This window comes from Nitrososphaera sp., from assembly GCA_039938515.1.
Classification (GTDB): domain Archaea; phylum Thermoproteota; class Nitrososphaeria; order Nitrososphaerales; family Nitrososphaeraceae; genus Nitrososphaera.
In genome coordinates this window covers 76761-98127 of record JBDUUL010000010.1, presented here as the reverse complement: position 1 = coordinate 98127, position 21367 = coordinate 76761, and the positions used below count along the sequence as shown (strand labels likewise).

Genomic DNA, 21367 nt, shown 5'->3' with positions numbered 1-21367 from the left:
GTATCTGCAATGCCGATTCATTGTTAATTAAAGCATAGATAATTATAAATACGTAGATTACTAATTGGTTGCTATGAAGATAAAGACGATTCCGATCAACCTGATAGACATTGCAAATGAGAATGTTCGTAAGGATCACTCCTTTGGAGAGGACGATAAAGATCACCTAATGAAAGAACATCTCGCAAAATTTGACTTGCTTCAGCCAGTCGTCGTCAGGTTTGACGATGAAAGCAAACGGTATAAGCTGCTCATTGGCAGACGTCGCTACTTTGCTCTCAGCGCGAAGGGCGAGCGCGAGATTCCTGCTGTAATAACAGAGCTCGAAGGAGCCGAAGCAGAGGCTGCGTCGTTATTTGAGAATCTTGTTCGCAAGGACTTGTCGCCGATCGAGAAAGGAAGGATGGTGAAGAGGCTAGTTGATTCCACTGACGGGGGCATAACTAAGGTTGCGCTAAAGTATGGCCTTCCCAAGAGCACCGTTAGCGAATGGCTAAGCATCCTTAATTTGCCCGAAGCGCTTCAAGAAAACATAGAAAAAGGCCAAATCACTGCTTTTGAGGCTATAAAGATAGCCCGCAAACCCAAGTCTGTTCAAGAAAGGCTTGTTTCTGCAGCACGCTCGGGAACTCTTCAAGAAGAAATGTCGAAAGCTGGCGTCAAGCGTGGAGCGCCAAAAGGATTGCTCACAATCAGGTTAGTGTTTGACCCCCGAAACAGAGTTGACAAAGATTTGTGGGATAGGCTGAACGAATATGCAAATGAAAATGGCCTAGAAGTGACGCAGTACGTCAGGACTTTGCTTGCCAAGCAGTTAAAGCGCTGAAAACCTGCTTTTCACGGGCTCGACGTAATTTACTTAGCAATATTTAAAAACGCTTACTAAGTAATTACTAATAGTAGAGCCACTATGGGAATGGAATTTTACGGAGACTCGTACAAAGGCAATGACGAACCAATTTTTGTGGGAATCCCCACCTTTCTGAAATTGCCTTGGGTAAGAAGCAGAGATGAACTAAAGAAGGTAAAGCCAGACATCGCAATTATCGGCGAACCGTTTGACTTTGGGACCACAATCAGGCCAGGCGCCAGATACGGTCCGCGCGCCATTAGAGCCGCATCGACAGTGCCCTCTCCGCCTTACGAACACTTCAACATTGAGACCGGAGTCGATCCCTTTGGAGTCTTCAAAACTGTAGATTATGGCGATGTCGTAGTATCTCCTGGAGACGTTGTAGAATCGCACAGAAGGATGACCGACAAAGTGAAGGAAGTCCTCGACATCGACGGCATCCCTGTTATGCTTGGAGGCGACCACTCGATTACATTTGCAAATGTTCGAGCATTTTCGAAAAAGTACAAAAACATTGGAATGATTCACATTGACACACACGCAGATTGCGCGCCCCAGGGACTCTGCGGCTTCAAGTACGACCACGGCGCGCACATAAGAAGGATCATGGAACTTGGATGCCTGAAGGGCAAGAACTACACACTCATCGGCCCGCGTGGCTATTGGCCCGGTCCGGATTTGTACAAATGGATGGCTGACCAGGACTTTCAATGGTTTACCATGCTAGATGTAGAGGAACTTGGAATTGACAGGATAGCAAAAGAAGCTGCTGACAGGGCAAATGACAATGTCGATGCAGTCTACATCAGCTGGGACATTGACACCTTCGATCCGGCATATGCACCGGGCACTGGCGAGCCGGAGCCAAACGGTCTGACCTCAAGAGAAGGCATGAGGCTTATGAGACTACTCTCAACCTCATTTGATCCTGACAGGTTTGCGTTTGACTTGGTAGAAGTGGCGCCTAATTATGACGTAAGTGATGGAAATTCATACAACGGGGGCATCACTTCTGGTCTTGCAAACAGGCTCATCGTTGAGCTGATGGCAGGACTATCTTTGACCAAGAAGGGCAAGAGTGAAGGCAAGCCTGTGCGTCCAAAGCTTTACCGTGGCCAAGGTCACACATATGACTTTGGCAACGGGCCGAAGGCGAAGGTCCCTAAGAGGGCTCCACTGGAATATGCCAAGAAGTCAAAGTGAGTTCTAGATATGATTCACGTCAGAGCGATCATAAAGGGAGAGCCTGACGTCCCTCCTCTTTTGAGGACAATGAGTTTTGAAAACGGATCTGATGAGGAGATCTTTTTTAGGAGCGCCATCGCGGTTAAGGAAAAACTCGATCGCGGGTTGAAGCTCAATGTCAATGAGTCGATATTGTTGTATTGTTCGTATGCTGTTAATGGACTGCGGGCGAGCATAGCGCCCGCTGAAATTGAAAGACAGGCAAGAGTGATCCTATCTCACGAATCTGTTCTGATAGGTGTTCCAGAGTCACTACAACAGCTGTTGATCGAGGCTGCTGTCGATGGCGAGGCTCCTGTGCGGTTGAAGATAGACTCGCCCATTCGGCTGTCGAACGCATCGTCGGACTTTCAACCCCTGGTTTAATCAACAACTAGTAATAATGGTGGCTTGGCCGCTGCATCTTTCCTAGTCGGTCAAAATAGTCATGTTGATGCGCCTTATCTCCGCCTCCATGAGAGTGTGTAGTCCCATTTGCATGTGTGTGCGTGTTCATTGCAGGCTTCGCCATTAGGACATCATCTACTCGGAGTAACAGGTTTGCGACCTCGGTGGCTGTCTTGAGCACCTGTTCCTTGACAAGAACGGGTTCTACCACTGCAGGATACATTTGTGAGACTTTTCTTCCGAATACGTCTACTCCATATGTTTTGCCCCTACCGGTGTGGCCCCTATTATCGTCGCGATGCTCGTGTCGTAGCGTAGCAAGCGTGTTAATGACGTCCATGCCGGCATTTCTAGCCAGGGTGAGAGGAATTTCCTCAAGCGCGTCTGCGAACATTGAAAGGACGATTTGCTCCCGGGAAGGAATCGAGTTTGCAGTATTCCTGAGCCTTTTCGCAATGGCAGCTTCGGCTGATCCCCCTCCTGAGATGATTGCAGGTTTGGTAAAATAGTCTCTCAGAACAGATATGCCGTCAATTGTTGAGCGCTGGAACTCATCGAGAGTGCGCTTTGAACCCGCTCGCAACAGAATCGTAACAGCCCTTGGGTTCCTGCAGCTTTCGACGAACACCATTCTATCGTCACCTATTACTCGCTCAGAAACCCGTTCAGCAAATCCAAGTTTAATATCGATATCCCCGTGATGATAGTGAGGATGGAAATCGTCGTGGCGCGTGGAGTATCTTTCCGAATGAGTGTGAGCATGTTTGTGCTCGTGACTGTGGTGATCATGGTCATGACCGTCTGAACCATAGTGAACCTCATGCTCATGGTCTAGCCTTGCTGCGATAGATGCCCCCGTCGCCCTGGCAAGCCAGAGAAGATCATTCTCTTTTACCCTTCTAACAGAAATGATTCCCTCTCTGGCAAGTAAGTGCTGCGCAAGTGTGTTTATTCCCTTCCTTGAGAAAACAACATTTGCCCCGGACTCTATGATATGTTTGACTTTGGATCGAATTTCTTCAGTTTCCTCTTTTTTGAAAGACATCATTAGCTTCGGCGAATTGATGTTAATTTGCGATCCAGTCCTTGTAGTTCTGCCTTCAAGATCGTCATCAATGAGCATTATCCTGGCTTTTTCAATGCTCTTTGGCATTGATGAACTGTCTATAGTTTTGTCAACGACCATTCCCTTAATGAGCTGTGTCATCGACATGTCTCCGAGTTTTTGCTCAATCTTGATGTTGTCGACATCAATGCTCTTGCGACTGGAATCAGCAACTGAAAGTGCAGCGTCAACGATCATGTCAGTAACGTTCTTTACCGCAGGCCCCAGCGATTTTGAGTCAAGACTAGTTTGCACCAGGCGGCCCATCGTGTCCTTATCGGGACCGGCATGTTTTTCTGCCAGATTCTCCAGTTCCACAAGAGCCAGCTCTAGGGCACTCTGGTAGCCGTCAATAATCATGGCAGGAGAGATACCTTTGTCGAGCATTTCTTCGGCCTTTTCCAGTAGAGCTCCAATGACCACAACGACAGCTTTTGTGCCGTCGCCAACTTCATTATCAACAGAGTTTGAAGCTTCTATGAGGACTTTTGCCGCAGGATGTTCAACATCAATTTTGCGAAGCAGCGTAGCGCCGTCTTTTGTCACGGTCACCTCGCCCATTATATCGACAAACATTTTTTCAAGTCCGCGCGGGCCTAGGGAGTTCTTCATGAGTTCCGCAATGAGTCGGGCTGCTAGAAGATTGGAGCGTCTAGCGTCTTGACCGCTTGAACGTTTGACGTCTTCTCCAAGTATTCGTTGGATTGCATTCTTTTGAATCAAAACCAATTGTCAACCTCCAGAAGCATCAAACAGGTGAAAGTAGTTCGGCGTGTATTTATGCAAATCCATTTTCTGAGTATTCTACGGATTGTTCTGATACCAGCATTGAATCTCAAGGGTAGATTACACACCTTCTAGCAATTCCAAAAATCATGCTCAAAAAGGTTTATTAACTTACTAACTATATAATTGGTTATGAACCCAGTCAAATCTAACGTGGAGATCGAAAAGGCCTCGCGGAGCGCCATCCAATCCCTTTACGGCTCAGACATCAGAGACTTTAAGATTAGAGTGCTGTTTCCGTTTCCGAGTGAACTGAACCGCGATTCCTGGGACGTCCAGACCACCTTCATGCTAGGAGGTATGCAGTACACAGTGGACCTCATAATACAGGAAAAGGACGGTCTGGTTACAAACGCGCGTCTTATAGACACAATGGCTCCACTCTAGCCATATTTTTGACCTCTACATCTTTTTTTGATGGTTGAGCCGATTGGAGCCTGGAGCGGCGGAAAACCGCAATGATGACATTTTGGATCTTCCATGGATGACTGAAAATGATGCCCTAGACACTCTTACAAAAAATTCATTTCAATTGCGTCAGGATGATCAATCAAGCGGCCAAACTCGAGCTTTAGCGTACTTTCAGATTCAGGTTCTGGACAAGTATCGAAAACACAAATACTGTATCGTGGATGATGCAAACCCATTCTCATGCAGTATTTCATTTTTGGATATTGATGGAGCGCTAGTCGTTTCGTCAGCGTCATTTGTTATTCACCACGGGTACCTTGTCGTCATGCCATTAGAGCAGCTTGCTAGAATCCCGCCTAAGGAGAATCAGCACTGGAACATGTACCGTGTAATGGACGATGCCCGCGAACTAAGGTAACATTGTGAGTGATTGAACTAGCTTGACTCTGGGTCAGGAAAGAAATTGTTTGCGGCATATGCGTGAAACTCTGCTAATGACGCTTTCGATTTGATCAATCGAATTCGAGAGCATCCTAATAACAAGGCCTGAGTTATTGGGTAATGAAGAAATTCCTGAAATAAATGCGCTCTTTGCCGAAGAACCACATTTAGCAATAAATTCACGCTCGGTTTGCAGGAGCTGGAAGAAATCTTCGTCTAACCCAGTGAGAGTTTGGTCGGATGAAGGGCTCACAATGTAGACGGTAGACAGAATGTCCCTTTTTCCAAATAGCTTGTCAAGCTGTGCAGCATGATTGAAACTTTGCCCAGCATTCCGCATGGATCTGAACTTCGAACTATCATGAAACAACAGCTTGCCTGAAGAATGCCGTGCCGTTATCTGTAGCTCAAGCGAATTGAAGTCAAATCTCTCGCCAAAAGCTATCCTGCCAGCAGACATTGTTTCAGAATAGACTAGCACCGAGCCAGTGTCAGCTTGTATAGATGTGGTTTGGTGAAATTTTGAGCCTTTATAGGGAATGTTCGAATGCGGCAGGAATTCAAGGTAAGCGTCTTTATTTATGCGTAGAGAGATTTGTTGGGTGGCATAGCCTCGATCCATTCTATAGATTTTGGTAGACGCTTGAGTCGTTACAGAGGCGTATGAGTGAGGTTCGGACTCTATTGAGATGTTCAGCCGATCACCCTGCAGGATTCCGCCTGCTGAAGACATCATGTAAATGTGTGCAAGAAACGGGTATGAAGGTTCAGGATATAACGCTCTTTGAATAAGCAACGGCGCTTTTGATTCAGCGCATTTAATTGTGGTCTTTGGTCGATTTGAATAAGGCAATTGCGAGCTTGGAGCCAGGCTCAGCTTCAGAAAGCCGGCTTCGGCTGTAAAATCGGTGTCCGATCTGGATGTGTTGTGATTCAAAGCAGGTCTGCCTAGCGAGGTTTTTTTGCATGCATGCCTTGTCTTTGTGACGCTTTTTTAGAGCCAGCAGTATGACTTAAAGCTCCGTCATTACTCTTTTTTGCTGGCGCGTCAAACAGAACATCACGAACGATGTGCCTGACGACTTTCTCTACTCCTGCTCCTGATTTGCAATCAATAAACTCAAACGGTTTCCCATTCCTCACAATCCTAGCGTCACGAATCATTGCCTCGATATCCGCGCCAACGAAAGGTGCAAGGTCCACCTTGTTTACGACGAGAAGGTCGCAACTTTCAATTCCAAGTCCCCTTTTACGCGGATACTTGTCGCCGCCCGCGACGTCTACAATGTAAATAAAATAGTCTGCGAGGGCAGGACTGAATGTAGTCATAGTGTTGTCACCACCGCTCTCAATTAAGATCAAGTCAAGCAAAGGGTCCTTTCGTTCTATTTCATCAATTACGGCCAAGTTTACTGACGGATCCTCGCGAATAGCGGTGTGCGGGCAGCCGCCGGTAGCGATTCCGATTATCAACTCTTCAGGCATGATGTGAGCCTCTGTGGCTAGAATTCGCCTCATTCGCACCGCATCCTCCTTTGACACCACGTCATTTGAAATAATGCAGCAGCGATACCCTTGACTGCTCAAAAGCGGTACAATTACCTCAATAAGCCGAGTTTTTCCGCATCCCACCGGTCCACCTACGCCAACGCGTGGAATACGCGCCTTTGGAGCAACTCCAGCCCTCTTCATTTGGCTTCGCAGACACTTTATTCGATCAAGTAATAAACATTCGTAGTTCGTCGCGTTCGTGCAGCATTTGAGCAATGTCTACAAGCGGGCTTAGCTGCCACAGAATCGATAATGGGTCGGCGTTCTTGCTAAATTTTGGATCTGATGCGCGGATGGCTTCTGAATTAATCAGTTGATGCATTTGCTTCAGGACAGTCTGGGCTTCAATGTGGTCCAAGAGTCCAAGGCGCACAGCTGCGGCGGTAATGGATGTGCAATAGGTATAGAGTACTATGCGCAAGGCGCTTGTCTTTGGGATGTCAAATGCAGTCGCGGCAATCGCCATACAGACTGGATAAGAGCCCTCTGCCTTACCAGTGTCTATCTTTTCATTAAACTGGGATGCAAACTTTATTCTTGAAACCTGCAGGACACTTTTAAGCAGCTGCCTGCCTGAGCGCACCGATGCCAACCGGACTTCTGACACAAGTTTCATTGCGAGGTATGCATGGTCAACTTTGACGGCTAATCGAAGATCACCTTTTCTTGCGGCATCTATTGCGATTGAAAACGCCATGCAGTCGCACGGCACAATTTGAAAGAGGATTTGCTGATGTAAGAACTCACTGACCGCTTTCTTATCCTTAATCCAATTCGCCTTAGCCATGGACTCAAGACCACCAGACATGCCAAACATCCCTGACGGAAAGAACGAATCTGACAACTGCATCATTGCCAGTTCGTGACTGTCAAGGTTAGGTGTGCGAATGGTTGCCACCCCCTAGGTCCTCCGCCGTCAACACAACTCTTGTAATTCGAACCCTTGTTTGTTTTTTAAATGGCGCAAGAACCTTTCTAAATGCGGTCGCGTCAGCCTCATTCATAACTGGAAAGTAGATTGTCCGGTGGCGGATAGCTATTGACCTGTGTCTATTTCCGACGGCATGGCCTACAAGGCCGGAAATCCGTATCAAGGTTTCAGGCATCGACACCGCTCTTTTGAGCATTACTCCCACTACGAGCTCGGGCTTCTGCTCGATCGAAATCAATCGATTGCGGCTTTCTTCTAGCACGTCGCCATTGCGGAGAGGTAGCCTAGACAGAAGATCGATAAGAATCTCAGTGCCTCTTGCTGTCCTTCTTCTGAGCCTGAGTTTTTGCATTTCCTCTCTGGTTAGCCTGAGGGCTTCATGGCGCCTTAGGCGTTTCATTCTTTGAAGTTTCAGCAGTAGCGACCTGTCCTCGAAGATATTGCCGACTATTGCATTTACTACTGCCGGATTCTGCTTGGGAGACATGCGACCTCCAGGCAATTTGGGGTCTGCTCGCAATTTTGGCACGCTAGATTTGCTGTTTGATCAATTATAAATACATGAATTAGTAATTCGAATTGTTATACTATGATGCTCGCTCCCAGAGAAATTGACAAGATGTACATTTTTGTAGCGGCCCAAGTGGCACTCCGGCGAAAAGAGAGAGGACTCAAGCTCAATTACACTGAGGCTGTTGCGCTGATATCGGATCATATCCTGGAAGGCGCTAGGGATGGCAGGTCCGTATCGGAACTCATGAGCTCAGGCAGAGCAGTTCTTTCACGAACCGATGTTCTTCAAGGAGTTCCCGAAATGATAAGGTCAGTGCAGGTAGAGGCAACTTTTGAGGACGGAACAAAGCTCGTAACCGTGCATGACCCGATAGTGTAAAGTTGTGTGAGTAATTGGAACATAGCGAAAAAAGGAAATGGATCGGAGCTTGATTCCAGGCGAATATATTATTTCGGACGAGCCGATAATTGCAAACCCTGGCCGGAAGACTACAAGACTTCAGGTAAGTAATACTGGCGACAGGCCCGTTCAGGTTGGCTCGCACACGCATTTCTTTGAGGTCAACAAGGCTTTGAATTTCCAGCGAGTCAAGGCATATGGCTTCAGGCTCAATATTCCGTCCGGCACTTCAATAAGGTTTGAGCCGGGTGAGACAAAGGAAGTCGAACTGACAGAGTTTTCCGGGAAGAGAAGGGTCTATGGCTTTGGCGGCCTTGTAAACGGGTCCTTGGCCACAAACAAGGCTTCGGCAATATCCCGCGCAAGGAGGAGAGGATACAAAGGTGCTTGAGATCACGCGCAAGCGGTACGTTGACCTTTTCGGGCCGACTGTTGGTGATTGCGTGCGGTTAGCGGACACCGACCTACTAATAGAAATTGAGAAGGATCTGGTTGGTTATGGCGACGAGCTCGTATTTGGCGGCGGAAAAAGCGTAAGGGATGGCATGGGCCAATCAAGTGGCAAGAAATCGAGCCAGGTGTTGGACCTTGTTATTACCAATGCCATTGTAATGGATCCTTTGCTTGGAATAATCAAGGCCGATATCGGCATCAAGAACGGTATCGTTGCCGGCGTGGGTAAGGCTGGAAACCCCGACATCTCTGACAACGTGGACATGATAGTAGGCTCAGGCACTGATGTGATTTCCGGCGAACATACTATCTGCACGCCCGGAGTTATCGATACGCACATTCACTTTATCTCGCCTCAGCAGGTAATCGAGGCGATCTGCGCCGGTACCACTACCATGATTGGCGGAGGTTTTGGTCCCACTGATGGATCAAACGCCACAACGTGCACATCGGGCATCTGGAATATTGCAAGGATGCTCGAATCCGTGGACGCGATGCCAATGAACTTTGGCTTCCTTGGCAAGGGCAATGACTCTCTTGAGGTGTCGCTTGTTGAACAAATAGCAGCAGGCGCGTGTGGTTTGAAGTTGCACGAGGATTGGGGAACTACTCCTGCTACCATTGATGCAGCGCTCAGAGTGGCCGACAAAACTGACACGCAGGTCGCAATTCACAGTGATACGCTCAATGAATGCGGGTTTGTAGACGACACCATAGAAGCGATTGCAGGTAGAACTATTCACACTTATCATACCGAAGGAGCTGGTGGTGGTCATGCACCAGACATAATGAAAATCGCAGGCGAGCAGAACATTCTGCCTTCTTCAACGAACCCTACGAGGCCATTTACTGTCAACACGCTTGATGAGCATCTTGACATGATGATGGTCTGTCACCACCTTAACCCATCAGTGCCTGAGGATGTCGCATTCGCGGAGTCAAGAATTAGAATGGAAACAATAGCCGCAGAAGACGTTCTGCATGACATAGGAGCACTGAGTATGTATTCGTCGGATAGCCAAGCGATGGGCAGGGTCGGCGAGGTAAGCGCCCGGGCATGGCAGACCGCAGACAAAATGAAAAAGTTAACGGGCAGGCTTGACAGGGAGAAGAAGGGAAGAGGTAAGGTTGACAACGACAATCTCAGGGTGAAGCGCTATCTTGCCAAACTGACAATAAACCCCGCCATTACGCATGGTATTTCAGACTACGTCGGTTCCATCCAGCCCGGTAAAATTGCAGACATTGTTGTATGGACACCACAATTTTTTGGACTCAAGCCCAAAATGGTAATTAAGGGAGGAATGATTGCATTTTCGCTAATGGGCGATCCGAATGCGTCCATTCCCACACCGGAGCCGGTGTACTATAGGCCAATGTTTGGCGCCTTTGGAAGGGCTAGTGCCACGACATCAGTGACATTTACTTCCAAGCTTGCCATCAAGAATGGGATTGCGAAAAAGCTTGGTCTGGCCAAGAAGTTGTTGCCTGTCAAAGGATGTCGCAGAATCGGCAAGAAGGACTTGCTGTATAATGACCTGACTCCAGAGATAGAGATTGACCCTGAGACATACGAGGTTAAAGTGGATGGCAAAATCGCAACGGTTGGAGTTGCAGACAGGGTCTCACTATCAAGGTTGTATAATCTGTTCTAAGCGAAGTTCGACAGCCGAAATTCATGGGATCGTAATCAAATGCATGGTTAATGGTTAAAGGTTAAATCCATTTACGTTGCAACCAAGCATAACCGTGGGCAAAAACGGCTCGCATGAGCATAAGAATAGTGGCAAAAGCAGAACGAACGACAGGAAAGGGGTAAGACGAATCAGCATGTCGCTTCCGCCTGCGCTGCTTTTAGAATTTGACAAAAGCATGAGCAGAGCCGGATTTAGCGACAGGTCCAAAGCAATCCAGACCGCACTCCATTCTTTTGTTGACCATTACGAGTGGAGCAATGCTGACGACACTCTAGACGGAGCAGGTGTAATTACACTGCTATATGACAATCACTCGTACAATCAGGACTCTGCGATGGCCGACATTCAACACCTCTTCAGCGAGGTAATCGGTGCCACTACACACCTTCATCTTGACCATGATAATTGCCTTGAGGCAATAATGGTAAGAGGCAGAGTCAAGAGAATAAAGGAGCTGGCAAGGCGGCTGTCTGAGAACAGGGGAATAAAGAGCCTAAAGGTGAATTTTGTCACAAAGGTATAGACAGTGCAACAGGCAAAAAACCAATTCACAAACTACGTATGCATTTGCAGAATCGATCTCGTAGTTTACGTGTAAAATCAATTTCTTTTTATAGATAGATTGCCTGTCTGAATGGTTGTCGTCTTGGGTATTACTTGTCCGCAAATACGTAATACCGCTGACATGTCAGGTCGACGTGAATCTGCACATCTTGACCAGTAGTGAGGCTGTGAACTGATTGGCGCCGCACGCTGGTTCTCGAGAACGGAGAACTTCGCTCGTTGGACTTACAGCTGGCGAAAAATCCAGAATAATTCTGCTCTTCGTTCCAATTGTTGCAGCAACTGTGCTTGGCTTTGCGGCCTCATACTTGATAGGCAACCTTTCATTGCCACTTGCTGGGCTTGGCATAGCCGCCTTTGTTTTTGGACTGCGACACGGAGTTGATGCCGACCATATAGCCGCTATCGATAATACGACAAGAAAATTGATGCAAGAAGGCAAGCGGCCGCTGACAGTGGGAACATGGTTCTCGCTTGGTCATTCGACTATAGTCATCTTGTTGGTTGTTGCCTTGATCGTGTCGACCAGAGCGATCGCTGGAGAGATCCCAAGCCTTCAGAGCATTGGGAGCACCATAGGCACTAGCATTTCGGGTGGGTTCCTCGCCGCCATCGGAATAGTTAATGTGGCGATAGCAGCAGGCGTGTATCGAGTCTACAAGCAGGTACATGCAGGCAACCTTGACGCCGTTCATCTTGAAGAACTACTGAATAAGCGTGGGATTCTTGTCCGATATTTTGGTCCTTTGTTCAAACTCGTGAGGAAGCCGTGGCAGATCTACCCAGTAGGAATACTGTTTGGTCTTGGATTTGACACTGCAAGTGAGGTCGCACTTATTGCGATCAGTGTGGGAATTGGGGTCTCATCAACTATCCCCATGTGGATGATCCTTATTCTTCCATTCATGTTCACTTGTGGGATGGTGCTCGTCGACACTTTAGACTCGGTAACTATGCGACTAGCGTATGGATGGGCATTTGTCAAGCCCATCCGCAAGGTCTACTACAACCTAACAATTACGATAATCTCGGTGCTCGTAGCCCTTGTTATAGGCGGCGTCGAACTGTTGCAGGTTCTATCAGGCCAGTTGAAGCTTGCTGGCACATTTTGGACCTGGCTTGCTAATCTCGACTTTGAGACCCTAGGCTATGCATTAATTGGGATATTTGCTGTTTCTTGGCTGGTCTCAATTGCAATATACAAACTAAGAAGAATAGAAAATACAGCCGGCGCCTAGCCCGAAGAAGACTAAGCCGCCAATGCTGTCAAATCAGCGGCTGAAGTAACGTTATAGAGGCGGGCCCGGGGGGATTCGAACCCCCGACCTAACGCTTAGGAGGCGTTCGCTCTGTCCATGCTGAGCTACGAGCCCGCATTGTACTTCCAAAAAAAATTCTCCACGAGCAATTTGAATCATTCTAAGTTTTTGAAGCCGGATGAAGCACAAAGACCCGCGGCGTCGCGTCCACCTCAAATTCTGCATCACTCCAGTTTTCTGGAAAATAGGGCTTGCCACCATCGTATGAAAGCTCAAAGCCGGCCCGACTGGCAAGCTCTTCCAGTGTTTTTGCCAGCGCGTCATCCGGCTGCATGTCCGTGAGAATCCTCACCGCCCCACCTGGAACGAGTTTTTCCCTTGCGTTTTTCAGTAAGGTTCGAAAAGAATCTCTCTGATTTTCCGAAAAAAGAGGAGCGGCGCTTTTGGGCATAACCATCAAAAAGTTGTCGATTGACTTCTTGTCTATTCCCGGAACGAGTTTTTGAATGTCGCCCCAGTAAGCCGAGGCGTTCTGAGGGTCCATTTCTGAAAAGCGGGATTTTGCCTTAAAGACTTCCCTCTGGTCGCGCCCTATTCCAATAAAGTACTCGAAAAAATGCTCCGAGGCAATAATTTCCAAAAGTTCTCCCCTGCGCAGGCCCAGCTCCACGTTTACCTTGTTGTACAGCTTCCTGGCCGACTCGATGTTCCTGTTTATCTGCGTTGAAGGATTTCCTTCGTGGAAGAAGTTGAAGATGGCCTCCCATCTCTGGCGGAACACAGGAGGAAAGTGGCGCATCTTTATCACCTGCTGGAACACTTCGTTGTTGGCAAAATCCCCAAAGAATGCGTCCGTGCCGGACATTGCGTCGAACTTTGAAAGGTTGAGCTCGTTGTACAGGTTTGTCACCCTGTCCCATGCCCTCACCGGATCCGAGCCCATGTACGTCACTGCCAGGTCTGCCAGCCAGAGGATTTCGGCCATCAGGTTGACTTTGCCCACGTCTGTCCCCCTGGCAGCAAGTTGGGCTATCAGGCTAGCGTATTTTTCCTGTGCAACCTTTTGCTTCAGAAACGGAAAGTCGGTCCTCCAGATCAAGACTTCAACAAGCGTCGTCTCGACCGGCTCGACTACTTCTGGGGGCACCATTTCCGGATTGGTCGCCGAGAATTCCGGGGAAGTACGCGAATTGAAATCCTGAAAGTACCTTGCAAAATCGTCGAGCTTTAGGATAAAATAAGCATCAAGTATCTTTGAGCGTTCAAGTTCGTTCATTGTTCTGGTGACGCTAGGGCCCTTTCTCGCTGCAGGATTTCCGCGCAGAAAAGTAGCCTGCTCGGGGTCGTAGTCGTGCAGCAGGCTGGCCACCAGCATTACCTCAAAATCGCGCGGCTCAAAGGTATAGAGCTGGTAGGACTTGGGAAGCATGTGCAGTGCCATGTACGAAACCTCCAGCGAATGATGGAAGCTGTGGTACTCGCTCGCACCCTCACCGAGCCCCTGCCGGGCATAGGCATTTTTCAGAAATCTCAGCATCATGTTGATTCTCTGTATCCTGTCCGGGCGGATGCCGCCCTTCTCCTGCGCAAGCAGAAGCAGTGCGGACTCTAGCTCGTCGTCTCTGATGTTTGCCAGGTTGTTGTTTGCGTCCGACAGCTTACGCCTTTTGGCTCCGGGAAAATTGCGGATCACCTGTCCGTAAACCAGGCGCAGAGGGAGGCTTTTGTTCAGGTATATGCCAAACGTCGCGGCTTTCCAGGGGTACCTTATCCTCTGCCGCTCCCATTCTGAAACCTCTTCTGACGCTGAAACTATGCTCTTGTTCAGGGTTGCGACCTGGCCGCTGAGCTCGGCTGGGGGAATGTCAGAATGAGAAAAGCGCTCGCGCTCGGTGTTCATTACAAGCCATTGCGGGACTTTGACAACGTACCTTGTGTGCTTGCCTCCTCCATACACTGCGGGAACCTGCTGCCTGACTGTCATCGCAGCAAAACCCCGTCCGCCACTGTAGTTTAGATCGCTGTCCTTCACGACCTGGATCCGTACATCCCTGTCGCCAAACTGAAGGCTCAGCACTAGGTGCCAGTATTTGCCCTTGTCCATCCACGGAGGCACGTGTGTCTCCTTGTCCCAAAAGTCGATTGCCCCCACCGGCACAAAGCCCGGCTCGTACTCCCGCGTGGAAGGATCGTATGACCGGTACTCGTAGTCGCCTATCATGGGGTCAAGCCTGCGTGCGGCAGTCCTTGCCTCGACGATTGTAAGTATTGACCTTGAAAACTCGCGGTAGGCCATGACGCCCCATATGGTTCCAAGCGCACTAAAGAGTGCAAAAATCCCAAAGAGCAGGTTAATGTGGTGGGTCGTCAGGTATTCTGGAATAAGTGGTATTCCAAACCAGCCGGTGGCTAAAAGGCCCGCGAAGGCAAGCGTGATAAAAAGCCACTTGGCAAGCTCGTGGTACTTGAGGTTAAGGTGCAGTACCACTTGGTCTGCAGAGGAAATATGATGCAACAGCCCGAAAATATGAGCCCCGATTTCAGGCCCACCCTTCAACCCTGCAGCCTGCAGCCAATATCTCTGGGTACTAACGTCCAGAAGCGCACTATATATTGTCTTCACGGCCCTGTTTTTCGGAATGTTCCCTGACCTTTTCTACCAAGGAGCATAAATCCCGCCAGTTGTCAGAATCGTGGGAATCCCATTTTTCGTAACACACGACATCTGCAAGCGTCATGCGCGGAAGCCATCCGGCCTTTTCCAGGTCCGGTTTTTCTTCAAACTTGGCCACGTAACCAAGGCAGAGATACGCGATGGGTCTTATGTGCGGAGGCAAGCCAAGGATCTGGCCTATTTCCTCATTGTCTATGATGCTCACCCAGCCGACGCCTATCCCCTCGGCCCTTGCGGAAAGCCACAGGTTTTGTACCGCGCAGCACACGCTATAGACGCCGGTTTCCACTATTGACGTCCTGCCCAGAACAAACGGGCCGAACCTTGTAGGATCATACGTTACGCATACGTTCACATCCGATTCTGTGATGCCTTCAAGTTTTAGCGACTTGTATTTCTCCTGCCGCGGATCGCCGTCGAGTTTCCTTACCGATTTTTCGCGCTCCCGCAAAAAGGACTCCTTCACCCGGGTCCGGGTAGAAATGTCTCGTATCAGGATAAAGTTCCAAGGCTGCGAAAAACCAACGGAAGGCGCATGGTGGGCCGCGTTTAAGATTCTCGCGAGGGCGTCTGCAGGGATTTTGGCACCGGGGATAAAATGCGACCTGACATCGCGCCGGGAATGAATCGCCCTGTAAAGGCCCTGCTTTTCGCAGCCCGTCAGACCGTAATCTGGAGGCGCATCCCCGGCTGCTTGAACATCTGATTGGTTTTCCCGCGCCATTGAATCAACTTCTGACCGGGTCCAATTAGTAGATTTGCTTACAACCGGTGTAGCTCTGGTTCCCATCGATGAATTATATTTGGGTATCCGAGCTCCAATGTTCACGAGCAAGTAGTCAGGGCAGGTGGTCTAGCTCGGTTATGATACCTCGTTGACATCGAGGTGGTCGGGTGTTCGAATCACCCCCTGCCCACTTTTGATACGAGGATATACAGAGACGGGATTTTGTCACCATTCTTTCGCATTTGCTATCGCGGGCACAAAGCCAACCAATGAAGGATCGGTTGTAATATCGCGTCAGAGGAAATAGAAAGTCCGTTAGAGTCGCTGGCCTTTCATAACTTTCACAGTCCGGCGAGAAATCCTTGGACTCCAGACACAATTTGCTCATGATCGTGCTCTTTGGCAACCTGTACTGCAAGGATGCCTTTGATTCCATAGTCGGCAAGAAAAAAGAAAAACAAATCCGCATTGCCAAAGTGCAGTGTGAAATATCTTGCAGGACCGAAAAAATCAGAATTGCCAATCATAATGCCTGCAATCAGGCTGGTCTGGAAAAACATCTTTTCCAAACGCTCGTTGTCTGGAATTGGAACACCCGGCTTTGTGTCCATTGCAACCAGTTTGTTGTCAACGATAATGCCGGCGCCCAATACACTGTCCGATAGATTGCAAATTGCCTTGCAAATTTCAAAAGTGTTCATATAATCATCCTGATGATTTTCGTATCCTTTTGCTCATAGCCGTGCCGCAAAAACTGCAGTTTAGAGTGTGGATAAAGTCATCAGAAACGTTCTGTGTTCCGCCGCACTTGGGACAATGCAAGGTCTTGGCCATAGGTGCTTACGACGATTCCGCACCCCGGGCTAATTAAATTTGGTGCGTCAAGGATGGCGTATTACCTCAATCTTCGGCGAACAATTGAATGATCCTAATTTCTTTTTGACGTGTTGACTTGTTTTTATAGCCGTGAAAGGATTGAACAATCATACTCGCTCCCAATATTGGTCACAATGGATAATGGCCGGCATGATCGGAATCTTCATTGGATTCTCTCCATATTAGGATCCTTGACCTTATTGCATGTCTATTGAGAGACTTGGCAGCCATAAATACTGCAATTGCCAAATAATTATCAGACTCCAGTGCTGCCACTGGGAGTCACGCACCTACCGTGTGGATGGGTAACGGCCTAGTGGCTGGGTAACCTGCCATTCAGATCTTCGGTTCTGTCACAAGGCCAAGTGCCCACCTTACCTTGCTTGTTGCCTGAACTGATGAACAAATATCGGCAACAGTGGGGGTTCGGGATGAGGACAGGTTCGGGACAATGTGAGTAAAACCGCATAATCTCATTGCAATGCAGTGCATTCCGAGCCGTTAACTACCTATTCGATTTCAGATAACCAGTGGCAAAGCAGATACCGGCTAAATCCAGAGCAAGCAGGCTATGGTATCTTCTTCCCATATTTCTTCAAATCATTGGCGGAGTCATCGCATTTATTGTTTTGAGGAATCGTGACTCAAAAAAATCGAGATATTGCCTGCTTGTTGGAACTGCTTTGACTGCAGTGACAATCGGAATATTCGGTTCCCTGTACACTAGCTTCCAATCTGATCTCGCGGTTGCACAGCATCGTATTTCCGAAGGAAGTCACGTGCTAAACACTGCTTACGGTCCAATGCAGTATGCAGACGTGGGTCACTGATATCCCGTATTGTTTGTACATGGGCCGGGTCATGATCATGCATTGATACTGTCACAAGTACTGCTTGATCAAAACAATGTCCGAATAATTGCCCCTCTATGTTTGGATTCCTCGGTATACCAGTGCCGCCAAGCGCAGGCAATGCTAGCCTGGCTTCAGAAGCTGATGCCTATTCTTCTTTACTTGACAGATTAAACGTTACATCAAAAGTGGCGGTTATAGGCTATTCTGTAGGGGGTCCATCTTCTATTGAATTTGCATTGAGACACGCAGATCGAACGTCCTCGCTCATACTCGTTTCTGCGATAGTACATCACATTCAACCCCCATCAGCTATGGATATCAATAATCAACTTCATGATGCGATGCTCAAGTCTGATTTTCTCATGTGGCTGACAACGAAATATCTGCAGCCGACCTTCGTAACATTTTTTGCAGTGACACCGGAGCTGAAGGCAGGGCTTTCTCCACAGGACAACGCCTGGGTGTCAAACGTTGTGATTCCTTCCCTGCTTCCAATCAGCGAGCGTGAACCGGGCATATCGCACCACACAACCGATTTTGCCCGAATCAATTATCCTCTAGAGCAAATCCGCGTGCCAACTCTAATAATAGATGCCAAAGATGACCTTGGCCCCCCTGCAAATGCAATGTTTTCCACCTCCCCATCGCACTCGGCTTACGCCGCTGAAAAGACTCCAAATGCTGTCCATATAGAATACGCTACGGGCGGACATTTGCTTTTTGGGCATGAGCGAGAAGCAAAAGCGGCTATAATGAAATTCATTGGTCAATATCAATGACGGGGCGGACTGCAATGCTAGATACGCCGGCCTAGCTTCAGGCCTTGGCGCCTGCGATAACATGGGTGACAAATTGCCTTCTCTTTATTCACCGCGTGGTGCATCGGTTCTTGCACCTTAAGAGGAATAGAAAATGAAGTCAGAACTTGGCCAAAGAAAGATGATTTGGCTGCCTATCTGGGCGGTGGCTGTACCACTAGAAGTTTTGGCCTGTTGCTTGTGCTGTGATGACAGATAGACCCGCACAGCGGGCAGTTCTTTCTGTCGGAGAAAATGCACTGGCAGGGGTGCGAGCGCATAAAACTCTCGGCGGCCTTTGTACTTTCCTTTGTCCCGTTGCAAAATGAGCACAATAGGGTCGCCGCACTGTCAAAGTAGCCTGTGCTTTTGCATACAGCACATGAATCTGCATTGTAGCCTGAACCATGTTTATCGCCCTGCGGGCTTGTTTTCGTCTTCCTGATCTTCCGCACTCTAGTTTCTACTAGAACACTGTACTATCGGTATTTACGGGTAGCGGGAAATTATTCTGAAGAGGCTATCTTGATCGTAGGAAGAGAAAGGCACTTCTGAAGGAGTTGCGATGTCTCGAGAGCACCAGAGTACGGCTGATGCTCATGGTGCAACCAGAAGCTGCGCGACCTGTGATGGCAGACTTTTGCGTAAGTTAAGCCTAAGGCTCAGATTTTTCTGTAACATAATAGTTTAATATTGTGTCCAACGGCTGTTGTGGCATGGCAGAAGCATACGTGCTCATTAACTGTGACCTGGGCTCCGAGGACTCTGTAATAAAGCAGCTCAAGAAATTGTCAGGGGTGGCGGAGGTCAAGGGCGTGTTTGGAGTTTACGACGTAATAGCCAGGGTTCGAGCCGACACGGAGAGCGACATCAAAAAGGTTGTGAGCAACGTCAGGACTACGGACGGGATAAAGTCGAGCCTGACCATGGTGGTAATAGAAGGACAGGGCGACTGAAAGAGCAGTCCTTTACGTGTTCCACTTTTTCCGAGCCTTCCGGTCTTACTTGAACGAAGCTTTCTGCGACATGTATTTTGACATTTGCTGAAGAGCTCTTGACCGGTCAGAGCGGCTGAGCCTCACATCGAGAAGGCAGAATGCGCCGGTGGATTTTTCCGCCTCGGCAAGCGCCGCATCGAGCTCTTCCTCCGTCTCTATTACAAAACCCCTGCCATTGCCGACAACATCAGTCATCCGGCTGTAATCCCAGGGCTGGAGATCGTTGAATTGCCCTGGGAGAATCGATTCCTCAGTAAGATAGATTCCGTTATTGAGAACTATGACGATTGGATTCAGCTTGTATTTTGCCGCGGTCGCAAGCTCAATTCCGGTCATCTGAAAGGCCCCGTCGCCTACAAGCACGAGTGGCCGTAGCGAAGGCTCGGCCATCTGCGCGCCGATGGAGCCGGGCACTGCAAACCCCAGCGATGCGTAGTAGGCCGGCGACAGAAACTTGGTCTTGCCTCTTATCACAATGTCCGCGCTCGCAAACAGCGAGTCGCCGACGTCTGCAAGTACCATCATCCCGTCCTTTAAAAAGAAGTTAATCCGCTCAACCAAATAGTCCACAGTGATTTTGCTCCCCGGAGTAGCGCGCGGGTTCTTGGGCGGGGGCGGGTGAGGGATGTCATTTCTCCTCGGAGCCTTTTGCGCGAGTTCGGTGGATTTGGCAAGATATTCCAAAAAACCCTGCATGGTAATGTCGTCGAACCTGTGGTGGCGGATTGCAATCTTTTCCGAGGCGGCATAGATAGTCTTTGACCTGTCGAGCTTTGCGGTGAACATGCCAAGTGTGACGTCGCTCAGGGACGCGCCAAGAATTATTATGCAGTCGCTTGATTCGACAAACTCCCTTGTCTCCTTGCGGCCGACCGCGCCTTCGTAAATTCCGGCATAAAGTGGGTGCAACTCGTCAATGACCGACTTGCCCAGGATTGTAGCTGCTGCCGGGATGCCGGTTCGCTGAATAAACAGGAGAAGGGTTTCTTGAAGCCCAAACCGGTGTATTTCCTCGCCTGCGATTATCACCGGCTTTTTGGCGGCAAGAATCATCGAGACTGCCTCGCCTCCTGCCTCGCGTATCGTAGGCGTGTCGTTTGGCTGACGCGCGGCCATTATCGGATTTTCCGGTCCGGCTGTCCGGATGTGCTGGCCTGCGACATCACGCGGAATTTCGATGTAGCCGGGCTGCTTGAAGCGCAAGACTGACCTTATCACCCGGTCGATCTTTTCGGCGGCAGTGCCGGCGTCGTCAATGACCGCCGCTTCGCAGGTCATTTCGTCAAACACCCGCTTTTGCATGCCAAAGTCGCTCACCTTGTGATGAAGCAGCGGGTCGTCAAGCCGCTCGTCCATGCCGGGCGATCCGCTAATCACAATGACCGGTGATTTTTCAGCAAAGGCTTGCGAGGTGGTGTTGGCCACCTTTAACCCCCCTACTCCATAAGTTATGCAGACCACTCCAAGACCCCTAATCCTCGCATAGGCGTCAGCTGCAAAGCCGGCGCCCTGCTCGTCGCAGGTCGTCACGATTTCAAGCCTCTTTGTCTTTTCCAGCCGGTCGTAAAATCCGAGAACATAATCTCCCGGGACCCCGAATACATGTCTCACTCCGCACCCATAGAGGCTCTTTATCAGGTAGTCGGCGACGCGTACGCCGCCTGTCTTTTGCAAGTCTGCCATACGAGCTTTTCAAAAGTGTACAGGCCCCGGCGACTATTTACGTTTGCAGACATTCCCTGTTTTCAGCGTATGTACAAAAATAGCCAAACCACTCCCGGCGATCAATTCCTTTGCTGACTTGAATCATCACGCTGTCAAATTAATATGATAATTATGTTCTAA

Annotated in this window: 21 protein-coding genes and 2 tRNA genes; 13 read left to right on the top strand and 10 right to left on the bottom strand. The window is 48.9% G+C overall.

Translation table 11 applies throughout. From position 1 onward, the window contains the following. Window positions 1–73 precede the first annotated feature (73 nt). The 3 genes from ABI361_05595 to ABI361_05585 all read left to right on the top strand — a co-directional run bounded on the left by ABI361_05595 (window position 74) and on the right by ABI361_05585 (window position 2464). The gene (locus ABI361_05595; protein MEO9320127.1) at window positions 74–826 is read left to right on the top strand and encodes a ParB/RepB/Spo0J family partition protein; all 753 of its coding nucleotides are present in this window, start codon (window positions 74–76) and stop codon (window positions 824–826) included. Window positions 827–916: 90 nt separating this feature from the next. Further along, a complete protein-coding gene (locus tag ABI361_05590) occupies window positions 917–2056 on the top strand; it encodes an agmatinase family protein (GenBank protein MEO9320126.1) in 1140 nt (379 codons plus the stop codon). Between the two features lie 9 nt (window positions 2057–2065). Beyond that, complete coding sequence (locus tag ABI361_05585; protein MEO9320125.1) at window positions 2066–2464, top strand: urease subunit gamma; 399 nt, start codon at window positions 2066–2068, stop codon at window positions 2462–2464. A gap of 7 nt (window positions 2465–2471) precedes the next feature. Here ABI361_05585 and ABI361_05580 read toward each other — a convergent pair whose 3' ends face one another. After that, on the bottom strand, window positions 2472–4202 hold the full coding sequence (locus tag ABI361_05580) for a TCP-1/cpn60 chaperonin family protein (protein ID MEO9320124.1): 1731 nt from the start codon (window positions 4200–4202) through the stop codon (window positions 2472–2474). A 306-nt stretch (window positions 4203–4508) separates the two neighbouring features. Here ABI361_05580 and ABI361_05575 point away from each other — a divergent pair, with 306 nt between their 5' ends. Both ABI361_05575 and ABI361_05570 read left to right on the top strand, forming a co-directional pair. Beyond that, window positions 4509–4763 carry a hypothetical protein gene (locus tag ABI361_05575; protein MEO9320123.1) on the top strand — a complete coding sequence of 85 codons (255 nt, stop codon included), beginning with the start codon at window positions 4509–4511 and terminating at the stop codon, window positions 4761–4763. A 34-nt stretch (window positions 4764–4797) separates the two neighbouring features. Continuing rightward, a complete protein-coding gene (locus ABI361_05570) occupies window positions 4798–5205 on the top strand; it encodes a hypothetical protein (GenBank protein MEO9320122.1) in 408 nt (135 codons plus the stop codon). Window positions 5206–5238: 33 nt separating this feature from the next. Here ABI361_05570 and ABI361_05565 read toward each other — a convergent pair whose 3' ends face one another. The 4 genes from ABI361_05565 to ABI361_05550 are packed head-to-tail and all read right to left on the bottom strand — an operon-like array spanning window position 5239 to window position 8197. Beyond that, window positions 5239–6165 carry an urease accessory protein UreD gene (locus ABI361_05565; protein ID MEO9320121.1) on the bottom strand — a complete coding sequence of 309 codons (927 nt, stop codon included), beginning with the start codon at window positions 6163–6165 and terminating at the stop codon, window positions 5239–5241. 11 nt (window positions 6166–6176) lie between these two features. Further along, window positions 6177–6920 (bottom strand): urease accessory protein UreG, encoded by a 744-nt coding sequence (ureG, locus tag ABI361_05560; GenBank protein ID MEO9320120.1) that lies wholly within the window; start codon window positions 6918–6920, stop codon window positions 6177–6179. A 25-nt stretch (window positions 6921–6945) separates the two neighbouring features. Next, window positions 6946–7677: an urease accessory UreF family protein gene (locus ABI361_05555; GenBank protein MEO9320119.1), complete on the bottom strand. Its 732-nt coding sequence runs from the start codon at window positions 7675–7677 to the stop codon at window positions 6946–6948. Beyond that, complete coding sequence (locus tag ABI361_05550; protein ID MEO9320118.1) at window positions 7655–8197, bottom strand: hypothetical protein; 543 nt, start codon at window positions 8195–8197, stop codon at window positions 7655–7657. Before ABI361_05550 ends, ABI361_05555 begins: the two co-directional genes overlap by 23 nt. Window positions 8198–8299: 102 nt before the next feature. Between ABI361_05550 and ABI361_05545 the strand changes: the two genes are divergently transcribed. From ABI361_05545 to ABI361_05525, 5 genes are all read left to right on the top strand, one after another. After that, entirely contained in the window at window positions 8300–8602 is a 303-nt protein-coding gene (locus ABI361_05545) for an urease subunit gamma (protein MEO9320117.1), read from the top strand. Between the two features lie 49 nt (window positions 8603–8651). Then, on the top strand, window positions 8652–9014 hold the full coding sequence (locus ABI361_05540; GenBank protein MEO9320116.1) for an urease subunit beta: 363 nt from the start codon (window positions 8652–8654) through the stop codon (window positions 9012–9014). Beyond that, window positions 9007–10731 carry an urease subunit alpha gene (gene ureC, locus ABI361_05535; GenBank protein ID MEO9320115.1) on the top strand — a complete coding sequence of 575 codons (1725 nt, stop codon included), beginning with the start codon at window positions 9007–9009 and terminating at the stop codon, window positions 10729–10731. Before ABI361_05540 ends, ureC begins: the two co-directional genes overlap by 8 nt. Window positions 10732–10807: 76 nt before the next feature. Next, complete coding sequence (locus ABI361_05530) at window positions 10808–11296, top strand: nickel-responsive transcriptional regulator NikR (protein ID MEO9320114.1); 489 nt, start codon at window positions 10808–10810, stop codon at window positions 11294–11296. Window positions 11297–11513: 217 nt separating this feature from the next. Then, entirely contained in the window at window positions 11514–12575 is a 1062-nt protein-coding gene (locus ABI361_05525) for a HoxN/HupN/NixA family nickel/cobalt transporter (protein ID MEO9320113.1), read from the top strand. 60 nt (window positions 12576–12635) lie between these two features. Here the strand turns inward: ABI361_05525 and ABI361_05520 are convergent. From ABI361_05520 to bluB, 3 genes are all read right to left on the bottom strand, one after another. Next, window positions 12636–12710 (bottom strand) — tRNA-Arg (locus ABI361_05520). A gap of 46 nt (window positions 12711–12756) precedes the next feature. Then, window positions 12757–15153, bottom strand: a complete 2397-nt coding sequence (locus ABI361_05515) for a hypothetical protein (protein ID MEO9320112.1) — start codon at window positions 15151–15153, stop codon at window positions 12757–12759. Between the two features lie 49 nt (window positions 15154–15202). Then, the gene (gene bluB, locus ABI361_05510) at window positions 15203–15994 is read right to left on the bottom strand and encodes a 5,6-dimethylbenzimidazole synthase (protein ID MEO9320111.1); all 792 of its coding nucleotides are present in this window, start codon (window positions 15992–15994) and stop codon (window positions 15203–15205) included. 118 nt (window positions 15995–16112) lie between these two features. Between bluB and ABI361_05505 the strand changes: the two genes are divergently transcribed. Continuing rightward, window positions 16113–16187 (top strand) — tRNA-Val (locus ABI361_05505). Window positions 16188–16338: 151 nt separating this feature from the next. Here the strand turns inward: ABI361_05505 and ABI361_05500 are convergent. Then, window positions 16339–16647 carry a hypothetical protein gene (locus ABI361_05500; GenBank protein MEO9320110.1) on the bottom strand — a complete coding sequence of 103 codons (309 nt, stop codon included), beginning with the start codon at window positions 16645–16647 and terminating at the stop codon, window positions 16339–16341. A 1154-nt stretch (window positions 16648–17801) separates the two neighbouring features. Between ABI361_05500 and ABI361_05495 the strand changes: the two genes are divergently transcribed. Together ABI361_05495 and ABI361_05490 are read left to right on the top strand one after the other, a co-directional pair. Continuing rightward, window positions 17802–18506 carry an alpha/beta hydrolase gene (locus tag ABI361_05495; protein MEO9320109.1) on the top strand — a complete coding sequence of 235 codons (705 nt, stop codon included), beginning with the start codon at window positions 17802–17804 and terminating at the stop codon, window positions 18504–18506. 734 nt (window positions 18507–19240) lie between these two features. Beyond that, the gene (locus ABI361_05490; GenBank protein ID MEO9320108.1) at window positions 19241–19480 is read left to right on the top strand and encodes an Lrp/AsnC ligand binding domain-containing protein; all 240 of its coding nucleotides are present in this window, start codon (window positions 19241–19243) and stop codon (window positions 19478–19480) included. Between the two features lie 45 nt (window positions 19481–19525). Here ABI361_05490 and ABI361_05485 read toward each other — a convergent pair whose 3' ends face one another. Then, window positions 19526–21205: a thiamine pyrophosphate-binding protein gene (locus ABI361_05485; GenBank protein MEO9320107.1), complete on the bottom strand. Its 1680-nt coding sequence runs from the start codon at window positions 21203–21205 to the stop codon at window positions 19526–19528. Window positions 21206–21367: the final 162 nt, after the last annotated feature.